Origin of the sequence: Salinimonas profundi, from assembly GCF_014750655.1 — a bacterium.
Lineage (GTDB): Bacteria > Pseudomonadota > Gammaproteobacteria > Enterobacterales > Alteromonadaceae > Alteromonas > Alteromonas profundi_A.
In genome coordinates, this window is record NZ_JABBXD010000006.1 from 1 (window position 1) to 24452 (window position 24452).

18 protein-coding genes, 1 tRNA gene and 1 pseudogene are annotated in these 24452 nt (G+C 48.2%); 4 read left to right on the top strand and 16 right to left on the bottom strand.

The genetic code is table 11. The annotated features are described in order from the left end of the window. The 10 genes and pseudogenes from HHX48_RS11195 to rplK form a co-directional block, all read right to left on the bottom strand. Positions 1 to 73 (bottom strand): annotated as a pseudogene (locus HHX48_RS11195) (GTP-binding protein); the annotation flags it as partial. A gap of 60 nt (positions 74 to 133) precedes the next feature. After that, positions 134 to 2236 (bottom strand): elongation factor G, encoded by a 2103-nt coding sequence (gene fusA / locus HHX48_RS11200; RefSeq protein WP_191025143.1) that lies wholly within the window; start codon positions 2234 to 2236, stop codon positions 134 to 136. A gap of 37 nt (positions 2237 to 2273) precedes the next feature. After that, positions 2274 to 2744: a 30S ribosomal protein S7 gene (rpsG, locus tag HHX48_RS11205; protein ID WP_139755067.1), complete on the bottom strand. Its 471-nt coding sequence runs from the start codon at positions 2742 to 2744 to the stop codon at positions 2274 to 2276. Positions 2745 to 2819: 75 nt separating this feature from the next. Continuing rightward, positions 2820 to 3194, bottom strand: a complete 375-nt coding sequence (gene rpsL / locus HHX48_RS11210; RefSeq protein ID WP_018984244.1) for a 30S ribosomal protein S12 — start codon at positions 3192 to 3194, stop codon at positions 2820 to 2822. A 292-nt stretch (positions 3195 to 3486) separates the two neighbouring features. Next, positions 3487 to 7668, bottom strand: coding sequence for a DNA-directed RNA polymerase subunit beta' (rpoC, locus tag HHX48_RS11215; protein WP_191025145.1), 4182 nt, complete (start codon positions 7666 to 7668; stop codon positions 3487 to 3489). Positions 7669 to 7748: 80 nt separating this feature from the next. Further along, positions 7749 to 11777 carry a DNA-directed RNA polymerase subunit beta gene (gene rpoB / locus HHX48_RS11220; protein WP_191025527.1) on the bottom strand — a complete coding sequence of 1343 codons (4029 nt, stop codon included), beginning with the start codon at positions 11775 to 11777 and terminating at the stop codon, positions 7749 to 7751. Between the two features lie 281 nt (positions 11778 to 12058). Continuing rightward, positions 12059 to 12433, bottom strand: coding sequence for a 50S ribosomal protein L7/L12 (gene rplL / locus HHX48_RS11225; RefSeq protein ID WP_191025147.1), 375 nt, complete (start codon positions 12431 to 12433; stop codon positions 12059 to 12061). Positions 12434 to 12489: 56 nt separating this feature from the next. Next, on the bottom strand, positions 12490 to 13008 hold the full coding sequence (gene rplJ / locus HHX48_RS11230; RefSeq protein ID WP_191025149.1) for a 50S ribosomal protein L10: 519 nt from the start codon (positions 13006 to 13008) through the stop codon (positions 12490 to 12492). 288 nt (positions 13009 to 13296) lie between these two features. Continuing rightward, positions 13297 to 13992, bottom strand: coding sequence for a 50S ribosomal protein L1 (gene rplA, locus HHX48_RS11235; protein ID WP_191025151.1), 696 nt, complete (start codon positions 13990 to 13992; stop codon positions 13297 to 13299). A 4-nt stretch (positions 13993 to 13996) separates the two neighbouring features. Continuing rightward, complete coding sequence (rplK, locus tag HHX48_RS11240; protein WP_139755061.1) at positions 13997 to 14425, bottom strand: 50S ribosomal protein L11; 429 nt, start codon at positions 14423 to 14425, stop codon at positions 13997 to 13999. A 475-nt stretch (positions 14426 to 14900) separates the two neighbouring features. Here rplK and HHX48_RS11245 point away from each other — a divergent pair, with 475 nt between their 5' ends. Genes HHX48_RS11245 through HHX48_RS11260 form a run of 4 tightly spaced genes read left to right on the top strand, consistent with a single transcriptional unit; the run spans position 14901 to position 19310 of the window. Further along, a complete protein-coding gene (locus HHX48_RS11245; RefSeq protein ID WP_191025153.1) occupies positions 14901 to 15728 on the top strand; it encodes a hypothetical protein in 828 nt (275 codons plus the stop codon). Between the two features lie 10 nt (positions 15729 to 15738). Beyond that, positions 15739 to 16776, top strand: a complete 1038-nt coding sequence (locus tag HHX48_RS11250; protein WP_191025155.1) for a substrate-binding domain-containing protein — start codon at positions 15739 to 15741, stop codon at positions 16774 to 16776. After that, the gene (locus HHX48_RS11255) at positions 16773 to 18284 is read left to right on the top strand and encodes an ABC transporter permease (RefSeq protein ID WP_191025157.1); all 1512 of its coding nucleotides are present in this window, start codon (positions 16773 to 16775) and stop codon (positions 18282 to 18284) included. Before HHX48_RS11250 ends, HHX48_RS11255 begins: the two co-directional genes overlap by 4 nt. Positions 18285 to 18293: 9 nt before the next feature. Next, entirely contained in the window at positions 18294 to 19310 is a 1017-nt protein-coding gene (locus HHX48_RS11260) for an ABC transporter ATP-binding protein (protein ID WP_191025159.1), read from the top strand. 65 nt (positions 19311 to 19375) lie between these two features. Here HHX48_RS11260 and nusG read toward each other — a convergent pair whose 3' ends face one another. The 6 genes from nusG to HHX48_RS11290 all read right to left on the bottom strand — a co-directional run bounded on the left by nusG (position 19376) and on the right by HHX48_RS11290 (position 24321). Further along, a complete protein-coding gene (gene nusG, locus HHX48_RS11265; protein ID WP_139755056.1) occupies positions 19376 to 19921 on the bottom strand; it encodes a transcription termination/antitermination protein NusG in 546 nt (181 codons plus the stop codon). A 3-nt stretch (positions 19922 to 19924) separates the two neighbouring features. Then, positions 19925 to 20302, bottom strand: coding sequence for a preprotein translocase subunit SecE (gene secE, locus HHX48_RS11270; protein ID WP_191025161.1), 378 nt, complete (start codon positions 20300 to 20302; stop codon positions 19925 to 19927). Positions 20303 to 20363: 61 nt separating this feature from the next. Next, positions 20364 to 20440: transfer RNA gene (locus HHX48_RS11275), tRNA-Trp, on the bottom strand. A 156-nt stretch (positions 20441 to 20596) separates the two neighbouring features. Beyond that, positions 20597 to 21721, bottom strand: a complete 1125-nt coding sequence (locus HHX48_RS11280) for a tetratricopeptide repeat protein (protein WP_191025163.1) — start codon at positions 21719 to 21721, stop codon at positions 20597 to 20599. 129 nt (positions 21722 to 21850) lie between these two features. Next, positions 21851 to 23692 (bottom strand): ABC transporter ATP-binding protein, encoded by a 1842-nt coding sequence (locus tag HHX48_RS11285; RefSeq protein WP_191025165.1) that lies wholly within the window; start codon positions 23690 to 23692, stop codon positions 21851 to 21853. Between the two features lie 11 nt (positions 23693 to 23703). After that, complete coding sequence (locus tag HHX48_RS11290; RefSeq protein WP_191025167.1) at positions 23704 to 24321, bottom strand: RraA family protein; 618 nt, start codon at positions 24319 to 24321, stop codon at positions 23704 to 23706. Positions 24322 to 24452 lie beyond the last annotated feature (131 nt).

Sequence of the window (24452 nt, forward strand, 5' to 3'; positions counted from 1 at the left end):
TACCGTGGTCAACGTGGCCGATTGTACCCACGTTTACGTGGGGTTTCGTACGTTCAAACTTTTCTTTTGCCATTTTCCTCGTTTCCTAAGTTAAAAGTCCGACCGTGAGACCGGACCGAACCTTCATTTAGATTTAATTTCTAGCGTCGATAATTGCTTGTGCAACATTGCTAGGCGCTTCAGAATAATTGAAGAACTCCATAGAGTATGACGCACGACCCTGCGTTTGTGAACGCAGATCGGTGGCATACCCAAACATTTCAGAAAGCGGCACTTTTGCGCGTACAATTTTTACGCCCGCAACACCTTCGTCCATTCCTTCGATCATGCCCCGGCGACGATTCAGGTCACCTACAACATCACCCATCCAGTCTTCCGGAGTTGTGACTTCAACTTTCATTGTGGGTTCAAGCAACACCGGATTTGCTTCTGCGGCGCCTTTTTTGAAACCCATAGAGCCGGCGATCTTAAACGCCATTTCAGAAGAGTCAACATCATGATAAGAACCGTCAAACAATGTGACCTTAACGTCAAGCACTGGATAACCGGCTAACACACCATTTTGCATCTGCTCCTGAATGCCCTTATCTACCGCAGGAATAAATTCTTTTGGTACCACACCGCCAACAATTTTGTTAACGAATTCATACCCAGAACCTTCTTCCTGTGGCTCGATTTTCAGCCAGACGTGGCCAAACTGACCGCGACCGCCGGACTGACGAACGAATTTTCCTTCAACTTCCACTGCCTTGCGTAACGTCTCACGATACGCAACCTGCGGTTTACCAACGTTACATTCAACCTTAAATTCGCGCTTCATGCGATCGACAATGATGTCCAGGTGAAGTTCACCCATACCGGAAATTATTGTCTGTCCAGTCTCATCATCGGTTTTAACCTGGAATGAGGGATCTTCTGCGGCCAGTTTACCCAACGCAATGCCCATCTTTTCCTGGTCAGCTTGTGATTTTGGCTCAACAGCGATAGAGATAACCGGATCAGGGAATTCCATACGCTCCAGCGTGATCACATGATTTGGATCACACAACGTATCTCCGGTAGTAACGTCTTTTAAACCAATCGCTGCGGCGATATCACCAGCACGAACTTCTTTTAATTCTGCACGGTCTTTAGAGTGCATTTGCACAATTCGACCGAAACGCTCCCGCTTACTTTTCACTGGGTTAAAGACCGTATCACCAGTCTTGACCACACCAGAATAACAGCGGAAGAACGTCAATGTACCAACAAACGGGTCAGTGGCAATTTTAAAGGCCAACGCAGAGAACGGTTCGTCATCGTCTGCACGACGCTTCTCTTCTGTTTCATGCTTATCATCCAGGATACCGGTAATAGGTTTTACTTCAGTCGGTGACGGAAGAAACTCAATTACCGCATCCAGCACAGCCTGAACGCCTTTATTTTTAAATGCACTACCACAAGTTGCCAGTACAATTTCATTATTCAGTGTACGGGTACGCAGACCCAGGCGGATATCGTCTTCTGACAGTTCACCCTCTTCCAGGTATTTGTCCATCAGCGCTTCAGATGCTTCCGCGGCTGCCTCTACCATTTCGCTACGGTATTGCTCAGCCTTATCCATCAAGTCAGCCGGAATGTCTTCATAGGTAAAGGTCATACCTTTATCTTCAGCGTTCCAGTTGATTGATTTCATTTTTATCAGATCGATGACGCCTTTAAAGTCGTCTTCCGCTCCGATGTTCAGCTGGATTGGTACGCAGATTGCCCCGAGGCGCTTACGAATCTGTCCAATCACTCGCTCAAAATCAGCGCCGGCACGGTCCATCTTGTTTACGAATACCATGCGCGGCACTTCATACTTATCAGCCTGTCGCCAGACTGTTTCTGATTGAGGCTCTACGCCTGAAGACCCACAGAACACCACCACGGCACCGTCCAGTACACGTAATGAACGCTCTACCTCGATGGTAAAGTCAACGTGTCCGGGCGTGTCGATAATGTTGATGCGGTGCTGTTCGTGTTGCTGGTTCATACCAGCCCAAAAACAGGTAGTAGCAGCAGAGGTAATGGTAATACCACGTTCCTGCTCCTGCTCCATCCAGTCCATGGTGGCTGCGCCATCATGCACTTCACCAATTTTGTGTGACAGGCCTGTATAGAACAGTACCCGCTCAGTAGTTGTGGTTTTACCCGCATCTACGTGAGCCACAATACCAATATTACGATAACGTTCAATTGGGGTCTTACGAGGCATACGTCTCTCTCAGTTAATCGCTAAAAAAGTAGCGAAATTACCAACGATAGTGAGCGAACGCTTTGTTCGCTTCGGCCATACGGTGCACGTCTTCACGCTTCTTAACCGCGGAACCTTTGTTGTCTGCTGCATCCAGCATTTCTGCTGCCAGGCGCTGTGCCATGGATTTCTCGCCACGTTTACGTGCCGCTTCTACCATCCAACGCATACCCAGTGCATTGCGACGAACAGGACGAACTTCTACCGGAACCTGATAAGTTGAACCACCCACACGGCGTGATTTAACCTCTACGGTCGGACGAATGTTATCCAGTGCATCTTCAAATACATCCAGGTGTGCCTTGCCGGTTTTCTCAGCAACAATATCAAGCGCACCGTAAACGATTCTTTCAGCGACAGATTTTTTGCCGTCGAGCATTACGACATTCATGAACTTAGCAAGCAGCTGTGAACCATATTTTGGTTCTGGTAGGATTTTACGTTGACCTACGACTCTTCTTCTTGGCATCTTCTCTTCTCCGTATGAATTCAGGGAATACCCAAAACTCGGTTACTTCAGTTTGGCCTTACTAACGGAGAACCGTTATGACTTAGGCTTCTTCGCGCCGTATTTAGAACGGGCTTGACGACGATCGTTAACACCTGCGCAGTCAAGTGTACCGCGAACGGTGTGATAACGAACACCTGGCAGATCTTTAACACGACCGCCACGAATTAGAACAACACTATGCTCTTGCAGGTTGTGACCTTCACCACCGATATATGAAGAAACTTCAAAACCGTTAGTTAAGCGAACACGACATACTTTACGCAGTGCAGAGTTTGGTTTCTTAGGCGTAGTCGTATATACACGAGTACATACACCACGTCTTTGTGGGCAAGCTTGCAAAGCCGCTACGTTGCTTTTCTCAACGGGCTTTTTGCGAGGCTTACGCACTAACTGGTTAACTGTTGCCATTAACTAGCTCCTGATTAAAAAGTACAAAAACCCGAGAGCATTCCCGGGTCATTCTTTGCGGCTATTTTTCACGCCACCACACCCTGTGCTCGTCAGAATGCGTTTTTGGCTTTGAAATAAAAAATTCCGCGCCTGATTTCTGTTATCTCGTAGAGACTGTCCAAAAATCGGGTCGCGGAATTCTAATGATCAAAGCGTATACTGTCAAGCTGTACAAAGGTTAGCCATGTAAATTAAGCCAATTTTGTCTGCTTGCGCGTAACAAAAGGGAGCATAGCGCTCCCTTTCTTAGTTACTCATCAGTAGATGATTCACCGCTGGTTTCGGCATTCAGAGCTTCTGTTAATGCCTGTTCTGCATCTGCTGCAGATACTGACATTTCTTCCAGTTGCTCCTGACGCTTTTGCATACGACGCTCGTGGTACGCAAAGCCTGTACCGGCAGGAATCAGACGACCGACAATTACGTTTTCTTTAAGACCACGTAAATCGTCTTCTTTGCCCTGTACCGCAGCTTCAGTCAGAACGCGTGTTGTCTCCTGGAACGATGCAGCTGAAATGAACGACTCTGTAGACAGAGACGCCTTGGTAATACCAAGAAGCTGTGTCTCATACAGTGCCGGCATTTTGCCCTGACGCTCAAGTTCGCGGTTTGCAATCTTAACGTTTGCAACTTCAACCTGTTCGCCTTCCAGGAACTGGCTGTCACCAGATGCAGTGATCAGACACTTACGCAGCATTTGTCGAATAACAACTTCAATATGCTTATCGTTAATCTTTACACCCTGCAGACGGTAAACTTCCTGAACTTCGTTCACGATATAGTTTGATACCGCACTGATACCACGCAGACGCAAGATATCGTGTGGCGACTCAGGACCATCGGCGATAACTTCACCGCGTTCGACCTGTTCACCTTCAAACACGTTAAGCTGACGCCATTTTGGAATCATCTCTTCGTATTGCTCGCCGGAATCTTTACGTGTAATTACCAGACGACGCTTACCTTTGGTTTCTTTACCAAAGCCAACCATACCTGAGTGCTCTGCCAGAATAGCAGGCTCTTTAGGCTTACGCGCTTCAAACAAGTCAGCAACACGTGGCAGACCACCGGTAATATCCCGTGTCTTCGAGCTTTCCTGAGGAATACGCGCCAGTACGTCACCCGTCTGAGCAACTTTACCTTCAGATGCTTCAATGGTCGTAAAGCTTGGCAGACGAATTTCCTGCAGACCAATCTCGTCACTTTCAAGAATCAGCTTAGGTTCTTTCGCGTTTACCTTAGACAGATCTTTAACCACGATACGTGTCAGACCAGTCAGCTCATCCTGCTGCATTTCCGTGTTCGAGTCATCAATATCAGAGAAGCTGACCTTCGACGGACGCTCAACAATGATTGGGTGACTATGCGGATCCCAGCTAGCAACGATATCGCCAGCATTCACTTCCGCACTTTCATCCACAGACAATACCGCACCATAAGGCACTTTATAGCGCTCTTTCTCACGACCGTGAGAGTCAGTAACGGTCAATTCAGTTGAACGCGATACTACGACAAGCTTGTCTTCTGTGTTGCGAACGGTCTTAGCATTTTGCAGCTTAAGGGTACCGGCCGTTTTCACCTGTACGCTGTTTTCAGCTGAAGCCCGTGATGCCGCACCACCAATGTGGAACGTACGCATCGTAAGCTGTGTACCTGGCTCACCGATTGACTGCGCAGCGATTACACCGACAGACTCACCTTTAGCGACCATGTGACCGCGTGCCAGGTCACGACCATAACACTTGGCACAAACACCAAAGTCATTGTCACACGTGATAACCGAGCGTACCTGAATCTGGTCGACAGAATTTTGTTCAAGCATATCTACGAGTGCTTCATCAAGAAGCACGTTACGCTCTACCAGCACCTCATCGGTACCTGGCTTATAAACATCTTCTGCAACAACACGACCCAGTACACGTTCGCGAAGCGGTTCTACAACATCACCACCTTCGATAAGCGGAGACATCTTCACACCTTCGAACGTGCCACAGTCATCGTTGGTAATAACCAAATCCTGCGCCACATCTACCAGACGACGTGTCAGATAACCTGAGTTAGCTGTTTTCAGTGCGGTATCGGCAAGACCTTTACGTGCACCGTGCGTCGAGATGAAGTACTGCAGAACGTTCAGACCTTCACGGAAGTTTGCCGTGATTGGCGTTTCGATGATTGAACCGTCTGGTTTCGCCATCAGACCACGCATACCCGCCAACTGACGAATCTGTGCGGCACTACCACGAGCGCCCGAGTCAGCCATCATATAAACAGAGTTAAATGATTGTTGCTCTTCTTCTTCGCCTTCTGCGTTGACAACGATGTCGGACTTAAGGTTATCCATCATGGCCTTGGCAACTTTTTCGTTGGCATTTGACCAGATATCAATAACTTTATTGTAACGCTCACCCGCCGTAACAAGACCGTTTTGGAACTGTTCCTGAATCTCGATAACTTCCGCTTCAGCGTCGTCGATGATTTCTTTCTTCGCTTCAGGGATGACCATGTCATCAATACCAACAGAGGCACCGGCGATCATCGCGTAATGGAAACCGCTGTACATGATTTGGTCAGCTGCGATAACAGTATCTTTCAGACCCAATGTACGGTAGCAGGCGTTAAGCAAGCGCGAGATTTGCTTTTTACCCATGGCCTGATTGATCAGGTCAAAGGGTAAGCCTTTAGGCAAAATCAGAGAGAAAATTGCACGGCCAACCGTGGTGTCGGTCAGTGTTACACGCTCTGTTTTCGTTCCGTCTTCGGCAACATCATACTCAGTAATACGTACTTTTACGCGAGCGTGCAGCTCAGCGGCGTCAGTACGGTATGCTTTTTCTGCTTCGTTCGGGCTGGTAAATACCATGCCTTCACCTTTACCATTCACTTTTTCGCGTGTCAGGTAATAAAGACCCAATACAACGTCCTGTGAAGGAACGATAATTGGCTCACCATTGGCAGGAGATAAGATGTTGTTGGTAGACATCATCAGCGCACGCGCTTCTAACTGGGCTTCCAGTGTCAGCGGTACGTGAACAGCCATTTGGTCACCATCGAAGTCAGCGTTATAAGCCGCACACACCAGCGGGTGCAACTGAATTGCTTTACCTTCGATCAGAGTTGGTTCAAATGCCTGGATACCCAGTCTGTGCAGAGTAGGTGCACGGTTAAGCAGTACCGGGTGCTCGCGGATAACTTCATCCAGAACGTCCCATACTTCCGGTGCTTCACGCTCTACCAGTTTCTTAGCGGCTTTGATTGTTGTTGCAAGGCCACGACCTTCCAACTTGCCATAAATGAACGGCTTGAACAGTTCCAGTGCCATTTTCTTAGGCAGACCACACTGGTGCAGACGCAGAGTAGGACCAACCGTGATTACAGAACGGCCAGAATAATCAACACGTTTACCCAGCAGGTTCTGACGGAAACGACCCTGCTTACCTTTAATCATATCGGCAAGCGATTTCAGAGGACGTTTGTTAGAACCGGTAATTGCACGACCACGACGACCGTTATCAAGCAACGCATCTACCGCTTCCTGAAGCATACGCTTTTCGTTACGTACGATGATATCCGGCGCAGCCAGATCCAACAAACGCTTCAAACGGTTGTTACGGTTAATAACACGACGATACAGATCATTCAGGTCTGAAGTGGCAAAACGACCACCGTCCAGAGGTACTAGAGGACGAAGATCCGGTGGCAGCACTGGCAGCACCGTCATGATCATCCATTCTGGCTTATTACCAGATTGCTGGAATGATTCAAGCAGCTTCAGACGCTTAGTAATTTTCTTACGCTTAGTTTCAGAGTTAATGCTTGGCAGCTCTTCACGCATTGCCGCTACGTCCGCATCAACATCAAGCACTTTCAGCAGATCGAAGACTGCTTCGGCACCCATTTTGGCGTCGAACTCGTCACCGTTTTCTTCCAGCGCATCCAGGTATTCTTCTTCGTTCAGAAGCTGACTACGTTCAAGAGTCGTCAGGCCTGGCTCTGTGACAACGTAAGATTCAAAATACAATACGCGTTCAATATCACGCAATGTCATATCCAGCATCAAACCGATACGAGATGGCAGTGATTTAAGGAACCAGATGTGTGCAACCGGGCTGGCCAGTTCGATGTGACCCATACGCTCACGACGTACTTTGGTTAATGTAACTTCAACGCCACATTTTTCACAAATTACACCACGGTGCTTAAGACGCTTGTACTTACCGCACAAACATTCATAGTCTTTTACCGGACCGAAGATACGTGCACAGAACAGGCCGTCACGCTCTGGTTTAAAGGTACGGTAATTGATTGTTTCAGGCTTTTTAACCTCACCGAATGACCATGAACGGATCATTTCAGGTGAAGACAGGCCAATTCGAATATTATCGAATTCTTCTGTCTTGTTTTGTTGCTTTAGAAACTTTAATAAGTCTTTCACAATACTCTCCCAGCGGAGTCAGTCTCTATAACCCGGCCATCACAGCCGGGCCATCAAATCAAACTATGGCGTACGCCGTCTTACTTTTCTTCCAACTCGATGTTGATACCCAGCGAGCGGATTTCTTTAAGTAATACGTTGAAGGATTCAGGCATGCCTGGCTCCATTCTGTGATCGCCATCAACGATGTTTTTGTACATTTTCGTACGGCCGTTCACATCGTCCGACTTAACTGTCAGCATTTCCTGCAGCGTATACGCCGCTCCGTATGCTTCCAGTGCCCACACTTCCATCTCACCGAAGCGCTGACCACCGAACTGTGCTTTACCACCCAGAGGCTGCTGCGTTACCAGGCTGTAGGAGCCCGTAGAACGCGCATGCATCTTGTCATCAACAAGGTGGTTAAGTTTCAGCATGTACATGTAACCCACCGTAACCGGACGCTCGAAAGAGCGGCCTGTACGACCATCGAACAGCGTGATTTGTCCGCTTTCCGGAATATCCGCAAGCTTCAATAACGCTTTAATTTCTTCTTCGCGTGCACCGTCAAATACCGGTGTCGCGATAGGTAAGCCTTTACGCAGGTTTTCAGCCAGACGATTCACTTCATGATCAGTGAAGTTATCAATGTCTACTTCCTGGTGGTTTTCACCCAGCGTGTACACTTCTTTCAGGAAGTCGCGTAATTTCGCCTGCGCTTCCTGCTCTTTGAGCATACGATCGATTTTCACACCGATGCCGTGGGCAGCCATCCCCATGTGAGTTTCAAGAATCTGACCGATGTTCATCCGCGACGGTACACCCAAAGGGTTTAGTACGATATCAACAGGATTACCGAACTCATCGTAAGGCATGTCTTCAACCGGAACGATTGTTGAGATAACACCTTTGTTACCGTGACGACCGGCCATCTTATCACCAGGCTGAATGTGACGCTTAACAGCCAGATAAACCTTAACGATTTTCAGTACGCCAGGAGCCAGATCGTCGCCCTGAGTAATCTTACGACGCTTCGCTTCAAACTTCTTATCAAAGTCTTGCTTGATCTCAGCATACTGGTCAGCAATTTGATCAAGTTCGTTCTGCGCGTCTTCATCTTTCAACGTCAGCTCGAACCATTTCTCACGTGGTGTGCTATCCAGTTTGCCTTCTTCAACGCCGGCTTTGATAAGCATGTTGCGAGCACGGGCAAAGGTACCATCGGCTAAGATATTGAATTCATCAGACAGGTCTTTCTTAACCTGACGAAGCTGCATGTCTTCAATTTCAAGCGCACGCTTGTCTTTTTCAACGCCGTCACGAGTAAATACCTGAACGTCGATAACGGTACCGTGCACAGAGTTTGGAACACGCAGTGAGGTGTCTTTAACATCTGATGCTTTTTCACCAAAGATCGCACGTAGCAGTTTCTCTTCTGGCGTAAGCTGGGTTTCACCTTTAGGCGTAACCTTACCTACCAGAATATCGCCACCTTTGACTTCCGCGCCGATGTATACAACACCTGACTCATCCAGTTTGCCCAGCGCCGCTTCACCGACATTAGGAATATCAGAAGAAATTTCTTCCGGACCTAATTTCGTGTCACGCGCAATACAGCTAAGTTCCTGAATGTGGATTGTGGTAAAACGGTCTTCCTGCGCTACGCGCTCAGAAATAAGGATTGAATCCTCGAAGTTATAACCATTCCAGGGCATGAATGCGATACGCATGTTCTGACCAAGCGCCAGTTCACCCAGGTCGGTCGAAGGACCGTCTGCCAGAACATCGCCGCCCACGATAGGGTCACCAACGTTACAGGTAGGCTTCTGGTTAATACAGGTGTTCTGGTTAGAACGCGTATATTTAGTCAGGTTATAGATATCGATCCCTGCTTCACCCGCAAGCATCTCATCTTCATCAACCTTAATAACGATTCGGCTGGCATCAACGTAATCAACAACACCGCCGCGCTTCGCAACAACCGTTACACCCGAGTCAACCGCAATGGTACGTTCCATACCAGTACCAACAAGCGGCTTATCAGCGCGTAATGTAGGTACTGCCTGACGTTGCATGTTGGCACCCATCAGTGCACGGTTAGCATCATCGTGCTCCAGGAACGGAATGATACTTGCCGCTACCGAAACGATTTGCTGTGGCGAAACGTCCATGTAGCTGATTTCAGCACGAGGCATCAGCACTGTCTCACCACGGTGACGTGAAGGAATCAGGTCATCGATGATAGCGCCATTATCATCAAGGGCAATATTCGCCTGAGCGATAACATACTGACCTTCTTCAATAGCTGACAGGTAATCGATTTCGTCGGTCACTACGCCGTCTTTGATTCGACGGAATGGCGTTTCAAGGAAACCGAAATCATTAGTGCGTGCAAAACTCGCCAAAGAGTTAATCAGACCGATGTTTGGTCCTTCCGGCGTTTCAATCGGACACAGGCGACCATAGTGCGTAGGGTGTACGTCACGTACTTCAAAGCCTGCGCGCTCACGCGTCAAACCACCCGGACCAAGTGCAGAAATACGACGTTTATGCGTAACTTCTGACAGCGGGTTATTCTGGTCCATAAACTGAGACAGCTGTGATGAACCAAAGAATTCTTTGACTGCAGCAGAAATAGGTTTCGCGTTAATCAGATCCTGAGGCATGATATTATCGAGATCGCCTAAGCTAAGACGCTCTTTTACTGCACGCTCAACACGTACCAGACCAACACGGAACTGATTTTCAGCCATCTCGCCAACAGAGCGGATACGACGGTTACCCAGGTGATCGATATCATCCACTTCATCTTTACCATCACGGATAAGAATCAGACGCTTCATAACTGAAACGATATCGTCTTTATCAAGGGTACCTGAACCAGTAAGTTCATCGCGACCTAAGCGACGATTGAACTTCATACGACCGACTGAAGACAGATCATAACGTTCGTCAGAGAAGAACAGGTTATCAAATAATGTCTCAGCAGCATCTTTCGTTGGCGGTTCACCAGGACGCATCATGCGATAGATTTCTACCAACGCTTCAAGACGATTTGTCGTGCTATCAATGCGCAGGGTGTCCGAGATATATGAACCATGATCAAGTTCATTAATATACAGAATCTCGAAATCTTTGATGTTCGCCTGACTCAGTGCGGCCAGATTTTCAAGCGTTACTTCATCGTTCGCAGAAACGATAACTTCACCGCTATCTTCATCAACATAAGTGTTTGCGTAAACACGACCCATCAGATATTCAGCAGGCACTGCCAATTCAGTCACACCCGCTTTTTCAAGCGAACGCGTGTGACGCGCTGAAATACGACGGCCGGTTTCAACCAGGACGTTGTCTTCCGCATCAAGGATGTCAAACTGTGCTGTTTCACCGCGCAAGCGGTCCGGCACAACTTCCATCATCAGTGAATCTTTTTCGATGCGTACCTGAACCTTTTCAAAGAATGTTTCCAGAATTTCTTCTGTGGACATTTCCAGGGCACGCAAGATGATCGTCGCGGGTAGCTTACGGCGACGGTCAATACGTACAAACAGGTTATCTTTTGGATCAAACTCAAAATCAAGCCATGAGCCACGATATGGAATAACGCGCGCGTTATACAATACCTTACCAGAAGAGTGGGTTTTGCCCTTATCGTGATCGTAGAATACGCCCGGTGAACGGTGCAGCTGCGATACGATTACTCGCTCAGTACCATTGATAACGAAGGTACCGTTTTCCGTCATTAACGGAATTTCACCCATGTACACTTCTTGTTCTTTAATATCTTTTACAGTACCTGGGGCGGCTTCTTTATCAAATAATACGAGACGTAGTTTTACTCTTAATGGAGCAGAATAGGTGACGCCACGAATCTGACATTCCTGAACGTCGAAAACGGGTTCACCCAGGCGATAGCTTACGAACTGAAGTTCGGAATTGCCTGAATAACTTTTAATTGGAAATACTGAACGAAATGCGGCCTCTAGACCATGTTGCGCATCAGGATCAGTCTCAATAAATTTTTTGAAAGAATCTAGCTGAATTGAAAGAAGATACGGAATTTCCAGTACCTGTGGGCGTTTGCCAAAATCCTTACGGATACGTTTCTTTTCGCTATAAGAGTAAACCATGGGTTCCTCAGCCTGCTGATTTATGACCCAACCTGCTGTCTGAGATGTCCAGACAACAAACTTCCACAACCCTTTTTCCGGGCGATTTCACCAGCATACAACAAAATTTAACCAATTATTAGTTAACTTATTGGTTTTATGCTTTTTATATGGTGAGCCGGAGTACGCTTTTCATGTCACAGTTAAGGGTTAAAAACTGTACACCCTACAGCGCAAAAAGGCTGGTGGTCTAAAAAACCACCAGCCTAGCCGTTTAAGGCAGGTAATCTGACTAAATCAGATTACTTAAGTTCAACTTCAGCGCCAGCTTCTTCAAGCTGCTTCTTCAGTTCTTCTGCTTCTTCTTTGCTTACGCCTTCTTTGATAGCTTTAGGAGCAGACTCAACTACTTCTTTCGCTTCTTTCAGGCCAAGACCAGTTGCGCCGCGAACTGCTTTGATTACTGCAACTTTGTTGCCACCGAATGAAGTCATTACAACGTCAAATTCAGTTTTCTCTTCAGCAGCAGCAGCTTCGCCGCCAGCTACTGGAGCAGCTGCAACAGCAGCAGTCGCTTCAACGCCGAACTTTTCTTCAGCTGCTTCGATTAGCTCAACCAGTTCCATAACTGGCATTTCAGCAATCGCGTTCAAGATATCTTCTTTGGATAGAGCCATTTCTCTAAACTCCTGGGTTTAAAATGTTAAAAAAATCAATATTCCAAAAACGAAAATTATTTTTCGTCTTTGATCGCCGCCAATACACGCACAAATTTGGTAGGTACTTCGTTGATTGTCTGAACGAATTTGCCAACCGGTGCTTTGAAGGTTGCAAGTAGTTTTGCAAGCGCTTCGTCGCGGGTAGGTAGTGACGCCACAGCATCCAGTTTTTCTGGACCCATCAGGCCATTACCAATAGAAAGCGCAGTTACCTGTAGCTTACCGTTAGTTTTTCCAAAGTCTTTGAAAAGACGCGCTGCACCACCTGGTGCCTCAATGGAAAAACCATAGATAAGCGGACCCGTCAGGGCGCTATCCATATCTTCGAACTTGCTGCCTTCCAGAGCGCGCTTAGCCAGTGTGTTACGAATAACTTTAAGGTATACACCTTGTTCACGAGCTTTAACGCGCAGGTCTGTCAGTTCAGCAACTTCCATCCCACGGTATTCAGCGACGGCAACGGATAGAGCTTGAGACGCAACTTCGGAAACCTCTGCTACGATCTCTTTCTTTGCTGCTAAACCTAGTGCCACTGAGTTCACCTCTTTGTATCTGATGCGTTCACAAAATTGCTTACCACATCAGGGTTCACAGATTGATATCTTCGGTTTCCCGTTGATACCGCTCTACGGTGTTTTTATCCCCAGAGAGTCTGAGTCAAACCACCGTCTGCGCAGGCTTGTCGTTTAAGCTTTGCATTGAATGTGAAAGTTCTCTTACTTCTTTCACTGCATCGCGCCTGCGGTCTAGGACGGGAGCTGTTTACGAACAGCTCCAACCCAAAACCTTAAGAGAGACAGACCTCAGCCTGTCGAAACCGCTTACTGACCTACAGAAGCCTTGTCTACTGAGACACCGGCACCCATTGTGGTGCTCAGGCTTACTTTCTTGATGTAAGTACCTTTAGCAGAAGAAGGCTTGGCTTTCTTCAATGCTTCCAGTAGCGATTCTAAGTTTTCTCTAATCTGGTCCGCTTCAAACGCGATCTTACCGATGCTTGCGTGAATGATACCGTTTTTATCATTGCGGTAGCGTACCTGACCAGCTTTTGCATTCTTAACCGCTGTAGCTACGTCTGGAGTAACCGTACCCGTTTTAGGGTTAGGCATCAGGCCACGTGGACCAAGAATCTGACCTAGCTGACCAACAACACGCATTGCGTCCGGGCTTGCTACTACAACGTCAAAGTTCATTTCGCCTTTCTTGACCTGCTCAGCAAGGTCTTCCATACCTACGATATCAGCACCCGCTTCTTTCGCAGCATCAGCGTTTGCACCCTGGGTGAAAACTGCTACACGAACATCTTTGCCTGTACCGTTTGGCAGTACTGTCGCACCACGCACGTTTTGGTCAGATTTCTTCGCATCGATACCCAGGTTAACAGCAACGTCAACGCTTTCAGGGAACTTAGCTGTTGCCAGTTCTTTCAGCAGCGATACTGCTTCAGCGATATCGTACTCTTTTGTCGCGTCAACTTTGTCGCGGATAAGACGTGCGCGCTTTGTTAATTTAGCCATTCGATTAACCCTCTACCTTCAAGCCCATTGAGCGAGCAGAACCCGCGATAGTACGTACTGCTGCATCCAGATCAGCGGCAGTCAGGTCCGGCTCTTTAGTGTTGGCAATTTCTTCCAACTGAGCACGGGTAACTGTACCCACTTTTTCAGTGTTAGGACGGCCAGAACCACTTTTGATACCCGCTGCTTTTTTCAGCAGGAATGAAGCTGGTGGAGTCTTTGTTTCGAAGGTAAAAGAACGATCTTCGTATACCGTAATTTCTACTGGTACCGGAGCGCCTTTTTCAAGACTTTCAGTTTTCGCATTGAAAGCCTTACAGAATTCCATGATGTTTACACCATGCTGACCTAACGCAGGGCCAACTGGTGGGCTTGGGTTAGCAGCGCCAGCTGCAACCTGTAGCTTAATTAAGCCGGTTACTTTCTTAGCCATTTTACTTTGCTCTCGTTGGTGGGTCTAACGCCTGGCAAATATCGAGAATACTTGCGTTTTCGGCTCCCCATTACGTTTAAAAGGGCGCGCATTATATAAGGTGATTAAAACCTACGCAACCCTTATGAGCAATTTTCGCCTTACGTGACCGAAAAAAGATCACTGTTAATCGTTACGGCGCTATTTAGTATACTTTTTCTCACCGCCCGCTTTCCTGGTTACCTGTGCTTCTCGGCAATTGAGCATTAACGTTTTTCGCTTTATTTCTCCCTGTCAATTGTATTATCAATCTCCGTGTAGATAAGCTGTGGTGGTAGTCACATCGACATCGGGGTCATTCGGGTCATGGGCCGCTCAATTTTGTCAAAGAATTCTTACGTCGCGCGGTAAACAACAGAATGTGAACCATGAACTCACCTTTACTATAGAAATGATAATAAGTATCATTTTCAAAACATAAATTACGGAATACATTATGAGTTCTTACACAGCTAGCAAATCTCTGTATAAATCTGTTTTCGGTGCAATTGCGCTTGGCTTATCAGTAACATCGCTTTCGTTCAACGTACAAGCGAATGGTCAGATTACCGATCAGGTCAATCATCTGAAGGACCATCTGAGTGAATACAGTGAAGAAGTTTCATGGCTCGAAGAGAAGTATGATGGCCTGGTAACACGCTATGAAGCAAAAGGCACTGAGGCAGTCGATACGCAGGAACTCATTAATTATTGGGAAGAAGTTAACTTTCATTCTGCGATTGAAACGCAATATATCCCACTCTACGCCACGATTTGGCAGCATATTTATGGTATAAAAACCGGTATTGAAAATGGTGACGATGCGAAAAAAGTCCGTCAGCATCAGCGCGAGCTTACCCAAACTTTCTGGCAGGCCTTAGGGGCTGTCAAACTTGCTGCTCACTACCAGGACAAGGGTGTTATCGACAAGATTAAAACGACCGATAAAGCACCTACTTCAGCACCGGAAATCATTACTGATATTGAAAAACGACTGGACAAGGTAGTGGCCAAATATGCAGAACAACTGACAGAAGTTGCCACGACGATGGTACATGATACGTACATGGAGCGTTTTGAGGGCATTGAAGGAGCGCTGATCGAACAGGACGCTTCACTGGTCGAAGCATTAGAAAAAGATTTTAACGTCACTCTCCCTCAGGCTATCGAAAATGGTAAAAGTGTGGATGAGGTGCGCAGCATCGTAGACACGATGAAGAAAAAGCTTGATAACGCGCAGTCTTTGCTTGAAAAAGCTGAGCAAAACCGTAAAGACGTGTTTTAAGGATTAGGATATGCAACGCAGAACATTTCTACAGTCTTTTGCCGTCGCAGGCGCACTGGCAGCGTTACCGATGAGCATTCGCTCGGGATTTGCCGCCACCGCCGGCGCAATTTCAGTAAAGGATCTGCCTGCTTTGGAAGGCGACTTAACGCTTTACCTGGGGCGCGGCGAAGGTGGGTTGTACGAAAAAGTTCTAGATGCTATTCGTCAGCGAAACCCTAAACTGAATCTACAGATAAGACGTGGCGCAACAGCAGCCCTGGCCAACACTATTGTGGCTGAATCACAGGCCGGTGTGCGCCGCGCTGATTTATTCTGGGCTGTAGATACCGGCTCTATCGGCATGATCACGGATGCTGGTCTGGCGCGTCCACTGCCTAAAGACTTCAACGAACAGCTCAAGCCGGGATTTCGCTATCCGCGCTGGTCTCCTGTAACCGGCCGTATTCGCACGCTACCATACAATACAGAGCGGCTAACTGCAGATAAAGTACCTGACGATATCATGGCGCTGGCTGACAGCGACCTGTCTATTGGCTGGGCCCCCGCTTATGCATCTTTTCAGTCTTTTCTAACAGCAATGCGCATCTTAGAAGGTGAAAAAGCGACGCTTTCCTGGATCAAGGGCGTCAGTAAACATGCAAAGAGTTATGCCGGTGAATTGGGTGTTGTAATGGCTGTTGAACGCGGGGAAGTGGATCTGGGCTTCGCTAACCACTACTACACCCTGCGTCTTAAAGCTGGCAAGCCTGATGCGAAGGTTGATTTGGCATATACAAAGTCGGACGCCGGTTGTCTGGTGAATGCATCAGGCATTCTGGCGTTAAGCGATGGCGACCTGCCGTTTAATTTTATGCGTTATTTGCTCTCCGCAGAAGTGCAGGCTTATTTGTCTTCTGAAGCGTATGAAATTCCGCTGGTAAAAGGGGTTAAATCTCCCACAGGTTTGCCAGAGTTATCAACACTAACGCCGCCTGATCTGGACCTGAGAAAACTGGCCGACCTTCGCCCTACACTTAATCTGATGCGAGAAGCAGGCGTTTTGTGAGCTCAATCCCAAAATCTTATCCGTTTGCTTTTCTGATAGCCTTTCTGGCGGTTCTGCCGCTGTCGGTGCTCTTCACACTTGCTCAGGATACTTCAGCGCTATTTGATACCCACAACCTCAGAGTGCTGGGAAATACGATGGCACTGGTTGGTCTGACCATTATCGGTGCCGTAATACTGGGTGTGCCGCTGGCGTTGCTGACAACCTATGTCAAAATGCCCTTTCAGCGTTTCTGGCTGGTGTTATTAGCAGCACCGCTGGCGATGCCCTCCTACATCGGCGCTTTTACGCTATATTTTGCCATGGGCCCGGGTGGAGAAATTGAAAGTCTGCTGGGGATCCCTACTCCGGCATTAGGTGGATTATGGGGTACGGCCCTGGTCATGTCGTTGTACACCTATCCGTTTGTGATGCTTACCACCCGCGCATCGTTACTGAGCCTTGATGGTAGCCTGGTCAACGCGGCCAGAACCCTGGGTATGTCCTTGCCTGCAGCACTGCTCAAGGTGGTAATGCCACGGATTCTGCGCGCGGTTGCTGCCGGTGCATTATTAGCAGCGCTATACGCCTTGTCTGATTTCGGCACGCCGGCCATTTTGCGTCTTGATACATTCACCCGGGTCATTTTCGTCGAATACAACGCCTTTGGACTGAGCCAGGCAGCAATGCTCTCTATTCAGTTGCTTGTTATTGTCGGGCTCGTTCTTTTCATTGAATCAACCATCAAAGGAAGCACCGAGCGGCCCGGACGCCAGCTGTGGCTATGGCCAAAGCGTTGGCAGCGCAATCTCATGCTTATTGCCAGTTTGCCAGTTGTTTTGATGTCGATAGTATTCCCCCTCGCTATTTTCCTGGTTTGGCTGGTGCGAGAAGGTGCCGGCGATTTTGATATGAGCTATGCAGTAAACTCAGCTTACGCGTCATTGCTGGCGGCACTGGCTGCAGTGATCCTTGCGGTGCCTGTTGCCCATGCTGCCATTAGCGGGCGAGCTGGCAGGCTAATGGAGAGAATCACCTATTTCGGCTTCGGCGTACCGGGTATCGTTATGGGCACGGCACTGGTCTATGTCGGATTGAAGTTACCTTTCTTATATCAAACGCTCGGGCTGTTGGTTATCGCCTATGTACTGCGCTTTTTGCCCCTGGCGGTTGGCTCGGTGCGTACTACCGCTGAACGGCTGGACCCGTCACTGGTAAAAGCTGCCCGCCTCTTGGGCGCCTCTCCGCGCGAGGCGTTTCGCCGCATCACCTTGCCGCTCACGTACCGCGGTATGGTAGCGGGCGCGGCACTGGTCTTTCTGGAAGTCATGCGCGAACTTCCAGCTACGCTTATGCTCGGCCCGACCGGTTTTGAAACGCTGGCTACCTACATGTGGCGCGTCTATGAAGCCGGCTACTTTGGAATGGCTGCTATTCCGGGACTTTTACTGGTCTTTTTATCCGGTATCGGATTAACTATCATGCTTACCGGTGAGGGTGGCAATAAATTTAAACTTAACGAGGAGTAGCCAGGTCGTATGCTCACAGTCTCTGATTTATCCGTAAAGTACGGCGAAACACTGGTCGTCAATCATCTTGACCTTACGCTGGATAGCGATGAAATTCTGATGCTGGTGGGGCCTACAGGCTGTGGAAAAACAACCATCCTTCACGCGCTTGCAGGTTTAATTCCGATCTCAAGCGGTGAGATCTCGTTAGGTAAATGGCAGGCTACAGCAAAAAAATCTATTCCCCCGGAAAAGCGCAATGTAGGCATGGTTTTTCAGGATTTTGCGTTGTTTCCACATCTTACTGTGGAACAAAATGTATGCTTTAAACTTAAAGATACAAGACTTGCCGACCACTGGCTGGATTTATTAGGCCTTGAAAACTTCAGGCATGCGAAGCCAGACCGACTTTCCGGCGGGCAAAAACAACGGGTCGCCCTGGCCCGTTCACTGGCGCATGAACCTGACTTTATTCTTTTAGATGAACCTTTATCTAATCTGGATGCCGCACTTAAAGACAGTCTGCGCTGGGAAATTCGTGAGGCACTGAAAGAGGCGCATGTGCCCGCAATTTGGGTTACTCATGACCAAGATGAAGCATTATCAATTGGCGATCGTGTTGGTGTGCTTAATAAAGGGGTACTAGCTCAGTTGGATACCCCGGAAAATTGCTTCTCAAAGCCATCCAGTCGTTTTGTTGCCAATTTTCTTGGTGATGCCAGCTTTGTCCCCGGAACATTCGAGGATAAGCTGGTGAGGACTTGCATCGGTGCCGCGCCGGGTATCCCTATCGATACTACGTCTGGGAACGTGGACTTATTGTTGCGACCGGATGATATCAATATCCGGCACCAGGATGAGGCAGCAAACGGCACGGTGGTGTGGGTTCGGTTTGAAGGCGGATCACGATTATGTGCGGTGGCGCTGGATGAGTATGAAAATACGCAGGTGAAAGTCAGAGTATCTCACGAAAACATGTTCCGCCCCGGTGATCGCGTCCAGCTTGCTGTTGATTCTACCCATGCGCTGGCGGCCTTTGCACGCTGATCATTAAGCATAAAAAAACGCTGCCCTGGGGCAGCGTTTTTCTATATTCTTTCGGACGTTCGGACTTAGCCTTTTTCGACCTGACCAAACTCCAAATCAACCGGTGTAGAACGACCGAAGATAAGTACCGATACTTTAACACGGCTCTTCTCGTAATCGACTTCCTCAACCACACCATTAAAGTCAGCAAATGGTCCATCAGTAACACGTACCACTTCGCCTGGCTCAAACAAGGTTTTCGGCTTGGGCTTGTCAGTAGACTCTTCAAGACGATTCAAAATCGCATCGGCTTCACGCTTGGTGATTGGCATTGGACGATCTGACGTACCGCCGATGAAACCAAGTACTCGCGGTACACTTTTCACTAAGTGCCAGGAGTCTTCGTTCATTTCCATCTCAACCAAAACGTATCCGGGATAGAACTTGCGCTCTGATTTACGCTTCTGGCCAGCACGCATCTCAACAACTTCTTCAGTAGGCACTAACACCTGACCGAAGTATTGCTCCATCTCGTGCATTTTAATGTATTCAAGCAGCGTCTTTTTAACGCGTGATTCATACTGGGAGTAAGCCTGAACCACGTACCATCTTTTCTTGTTTTCTTCAGACATACGTTATGCTCCTATTCCAGTAATAAACCCAACCAAACGGACAATGATACCATCAAGGCCCCACAAAATTAGCCCCATGATTACAGTTGCAACCATAACAATTAATGTTGTCTGATTGGTTTCCTGACGGCTTGGCCAAACGACTTTGCGTACTTCCATTCTTGACTCTTTTGCAAAAGTAATGAAAGCACTGCCTTTTTCCGTCGTCGCAGCAATAAAACCGGCAATCGCGACAATCACCACGGCAGCGATAGCACGGTACAATACGGAAATTTCACCGTACATGTAGTTTGCGGTGATCACGCCCGCCAGTAATGCAAACACGATTACCCATTTGAACATGTCCAACGGGTTGGACGAATTTTCCGTTTTTTCGCTCATGTTACGATCCTAGCAATACTGCATCGTTCATCTGTGATGATATTCACAGACCATTAAATCTTGGCAGGGGTGGAGGGACTCGAACCCCCAACCATCGGTTTTGGAGACCGCTGTTCTACCAATTCGAACTACACCCCTTCATGTCGTTATTACGACAGAAACTTTTTACACTTACCTTGAGAATGAGCGTCTTAATTTAGAAAAAAGTGCGGATTCGCAAGGAAGGGATGCGCATTATACTTAACCTTGTTTTAGATACAAGGTTTTTGTCGTCGTAAACGCCATCAGAAACGCTCAGCGTAATGACTCAAGCGCGGTTTGTTTCGCCATGTATAGCGCACGTGAGCGGTCATCCCAGGCAAGCTGATGCGCTTTGGTAAGCGCCTGATGTGCCTCATCCAGTTTTTCCTGCAGGAAAAAACAGCGGGCCTGCTCGCGGTACACGTCATCCAGATAGGGCGCCAGTTGCTTTGCCTTGTCTAAAAAGTACTGTGCCTTTTTCAGTTCCCTGCGGTCGATGTGCTCGCTGGCAAGGGTAATCCAGCTGTACGGGTTTTCATCATTTTGGTGTAACAGAAGTTCACCAACCTCTGCAGCTTCCTGCTCCCTTCCCTGCCGCGAAAGCAATGAAAGATAGTTGCTCAGCAAAGTGATGTCCGTAATGTCGTGCGCTATCGCCTGTTGATAAAGCTGCTCGGCTTCATCCTGCTTATCCAGCCGCCTGAGAACCACCGCCATCGCACTGACATTTTCCGGATCATTGGGTGCCAGCTTCAGCGCTTTGTCAGCAAGCCAGAAGGCTTTGCTAACATGGTTGTCCACCAGCGCCACAGCAACTTTGTTTCTGTAAAACATAGCGCTTACCGCATCCTGCGACACATATTCGCCTTTTACGTTGCCGTAACTGGGGAAGTAATCAATGATGACTGAGGCAGGTACAAGAACTTTTGGGAAGGAGCCGTCGTCTCTGCCTTCTTTGTTTACTGTATTGTAAGCTTTGGTGCGCACATGCGATGAAAGCATCATGATATCGCCCTGCTTTTTGTAGACAGGTGGCGAATTCATCTTTTGAAATTTCAGATCTATGTCGGCCACCGACGCCAGCGCCGCCGTAATGACTGCAAGACTCAGGCAGTTACCGTTATCCAGAATCGCAGCCTCAGTGGCATTATGCGTACTTCCGTTATACGTAAAACCATGTAGCGTTTTTTCCAGATACTTCGCTAACCGCTGGTGAGGCGCCAGGGATTGATTATGTGGTGCGTGAAACCAATTGAGAAACGCCACTTTCTCGGTGTCAGGCAGTGCATAAATCTCATCCGGCTCAAAGACTGCCGCCTCATTCACGCTAACATCACTGTAATGCGCCTGCCAACTAACAGGATTGACGGTTGCTGCTTTTGATTTTTCGCCATTCATAGACGTGCAGCCCGTACCCACTACCACTACGGCCAATAACGCCAACCACTTCAGGCGCGTGCCTCTGTTTGTAAACTGTATACCGCTATTAATTCCTTTACGAGCGACACATTTGCGCTGATTAAAACTTTACTCTACACCGATAAATCCACCGGTCTGATGCGCCCACAACTTAGCATAAATGCCATTATGAGCGACAAGCTCTGAATGCGTACCTGATTCAACTACCCTGCCCTGGTCTAACACAAGCAGCCTATCCATCTGCGCAATAGTAGAAAGACGGTGCGCAATAGCCAGCACGGTTTTGTTTTCCATAACTGAATTCAGGCAATCCTGAATGGCGGCCTCTACTTCAGAGTCCAGCGCGGAGGTGGCTTCATCCAAAATCAGTATGGGTGCATCTTTTAACAATACCCGGGCAATCGCGATACGCTGACGCTGACCGCCGGATAATTTGACGCCGCGTTCGCCCACATGCGCGTCGTACCCCGTTCGTCCGGCATTGTCAGTTAACGTCAGAATAAAGTCATGCGCTTCTGCTCGCTTCGCTGCAGCCACCATTTCTTCTTCTGAGGCATCCGTTCTGCCATACAAAATATTATCTCTGACAGAGCGGTGCATTAACGACGTATCCTGAGTCACCATACTTATCATGGCACGCAAGCTTTCCTGTGGTACCGCATCGATGGATTTTCCGTCAATCGTTATCGCGCCACTACGCACATCGTAAAACCGCATCAGCAGATTAACCAATGTCGATTTTCCTGCCCCGGAGCGTCCGACCAATCCCACTTTTTCGCCCGCTCGAATATTGATATTGAGATCTTCAAAAACATTAATGGGACGGCCTTCGGCGCCAAGGTAACCGAAATTGACGTTATCAAATGTGATGGCGCCTCCACGCACAGCAAGCGGTGTCGCTTCCGGGCTATCCTGAACACTTACCGGCTGTGAAAGCGTATTAATGCCATCCTGCACGGTACCAAGATTCTCAAACAGCGAGGACACTTCCCACATAATCCAGTGTGACATCCCGTTTAGCCGCAAACACAGACTAATCGCAATGGCGATATCACCGGGCGATACGATTTGCTGCAGCCACAAATAAATGCTTAACGCACCGATGGCAAAGATCAGAATAGCATTGGCCATCTCCACACAGCTTTCCAGCACCGTGACCAGCCGCATCTGCGGGTAAACTGTTTTCAGGAAACCGTCCATGCTTTCTTTCGCGTAATTGGCTTCGCGGCGACTATGAGAGAAAAGCTTTACCGTTGTGATGTTGGTATAGCTGTCTACAATGCGTCCGGTCATTACTGAACGCGCATCGGCCTGGCGCTGAGATATCTGTTTAATTTTGGGCACCAGTACCCGCAAGATACACACGTAAACCGCAAACCAGATAATGAGTGGCACGGCCAGCCGCCAGTCTGTACTGAATATCAATACCACCATAGAAATGAAGTAGACACTGATATAAACCAGCAGGTCGAGGATCTTCATAACGGTTTCACGTACCGACAGCGCAGTTTGCATCACTTTGGTGGCTACGCGCCCGGCAAATTCGTCATGGAAAAAACTCAGGCTTTGCCCCAGCAAATAGCGGTGGGCCTGCCAGCGGATTCGCATGGGATAATTGCCCATTAATCCTTGCCGGCTGAATAAAGAGCGCAGCAAAATGAAGCCGGGTATCAATACCAGTACGGTCAGACCCATCCCCACCAACGTCCACTTCTCATTCTGTAAAAATGTTTCGCGATCGTGTTCAGAGAACCAATCGACCATTTGTCCTAAAAAGCCAAACAGCGCGACTTCCAGAATCGCGACAATGGCACTGAGCACTGACACAATGGCAATTATTTTCCACATGCCCTGACTGTAATGCCGACAAAACGCGACTATTCCTTTGGGCGGCTGGTCAGGAGAGGTCTCGGGAAACGGCTGAGTAAGCCGCTCAAAAAATGAAAACATAGATACTCTTGTTACTTCTCGGTGAACCCTAAGCTTGCGAGGGTGGACTGGACTTTTTCATAGTGCTGCTCCTGCCAGGCGTCCAGTGACATACTCTGATCCTTCTGGGCACGGGCATGAGCTACTTCGTATGCGTGGTTTGCCTCACTTTCAGGAATGACAGCAATCCCTTCTTCATCGGCAACAATGATATCACCAGGGCAAACACGCACACCACCGCAATTCACAGGCTCATTTAGCGGTGATAATTTATTTTTTGCACCGGGCTTGGGAATAACGCCACGGGCAAATACAGGGAATTGCATGGCGCGCACCTCAGCTAAGTCGCGGATAGTACCATCCAGCACAAAGCCTGTAATACCGCGTCGTTGGGCAATTGCACATACATTGCCGCCGGCCAGCGCAAAGGCATCGTCAGCCTGAACAACAATGATATCACCGGGCTGTGCACGATAAATTGCAGCATGTAGCATCAGATGGTCACCCGCCTCACATTTAACGGTAAAGGCCGGCCCGCTAATGGCGGGCACCGGCTGCCAGAGCGACCGGATCTGATAATCCATAAACTGCTCTCTGGGCAGGGCATCTGCATACTCGCAGGTTGAAACTGCGTTAAAGTTGACTGCCATTTTCCGCTCCCTCTCGTTGTCAGATATGCACTATATCAGGTGCCACCGGTTAAGTTGTTACAACTTGTGTATTTCCACTATAAATGATGTTTTTCCGCGTGGGGACATGCTATTAAAAATAAGCACACGTT

Bases quoted from the DNA above. Each gene is read 5' to 3' on its own strand.
- fusA (WP_191025143.1), bottom strand. From the start codon at position 2,236: ATGCCTCGTAAGACCCCAATTGAACGTTATCGTAATATTGGTATTGTG.
- rpsG (WP_139755067.1), bottom strand. From the start codon at position 2,744: ATGCCAAGAAGAAGAGTCGTAGGTCAACGTAAAATCCTACCAGAACCA.
- rpsL (WP_018984244.1), bottom strand. From the start codon at position 3,194: ATGGCAACAGTTAACCAGTTAGTGCGTAAGCCTCGCAAAAAGCCCGTT.
- rpoB (WP_191025527.1), bottom strand. From the start codon at position 11,777: ATGGTTTACTCTTATAGCGAAAAGAAACGTATCCGTAAGGATTTTGGC.
- rplL (WP_191025147.1), bottom strand. From the start codon at position 12,433: ATGGCTCTATCCAAAGAAGATATCTTGAACGCGATTGCTGAAATGCCA.
- rplA (WP_191025151.1), bottom strand. From the start codon at position 13,992: ATGGCTAAATTAACAAAGCGCGCACGTCTTATCCGCGACAAAGTTGAC.
- rplK (WP_139755061.1), bottom strand. From the start codon at position 14,425: ATGGCTAAGAAAGTAACCGGCTTAATTAAGCTACAGGTTGCAGCTGGC.
- HHX48_RS11245 (WP_191025153.1), top strand. From the start codon at position 14,901: ATGAGTTCTTACACAGCTAGCAAATCTCTGTATAAATCTGTTTTCGGT.
- HHX48_RS11250 (WP_191025155.1), top strand. From the start codon at position 15,739: ATGCAACGCAGAACATTTCTACAGTCTTTTGCCGTCGCAGGCGCACTG.
- HHX48_RS11260 (WP_191025159.1), top strand. From the start codon at position 18,294: ATGCTCACAGTCTCTGATTTATCCGTAAAGTACGGCGAAACACTGGTC.
- nusG (WP_139755056.1), bottom strand. From the start codon at position 19,921: ATGTCTGAAGAAAACAAGAAAAGATGGTACGTGGTTCAGGCTTACTCC.
- secE (WP_191025161.1), bottom strand. From the start codon at position 20,302: ATGAGCGAAAAAACGGAAAATTCGTCCAACCCGTTGGACATGTTCAAA.
- HHX48_RS11280 (WP_191025163.1), bottom strand. From the start codon at position 21,721: ATGAATGGCGAAAAATCAAAAGCAGCAACCGTCAATCCTGTTAGTTGG.
- HHX48_RS11285 (WP_191025165.1), bottom strand. From the start codon at position 23,692: ATGTTTTCATTTTTTGAGCGGCTTACTCAGCCGTTTCCCGAGACCTCT.
- HHX48_RS11290 (WP_191025167.1), bottom strand. From the start codon at position 24,321: ATGGCAGTCAACTTTAACGCAGTTTCAACCTGCGAGTATGCAGATGCC.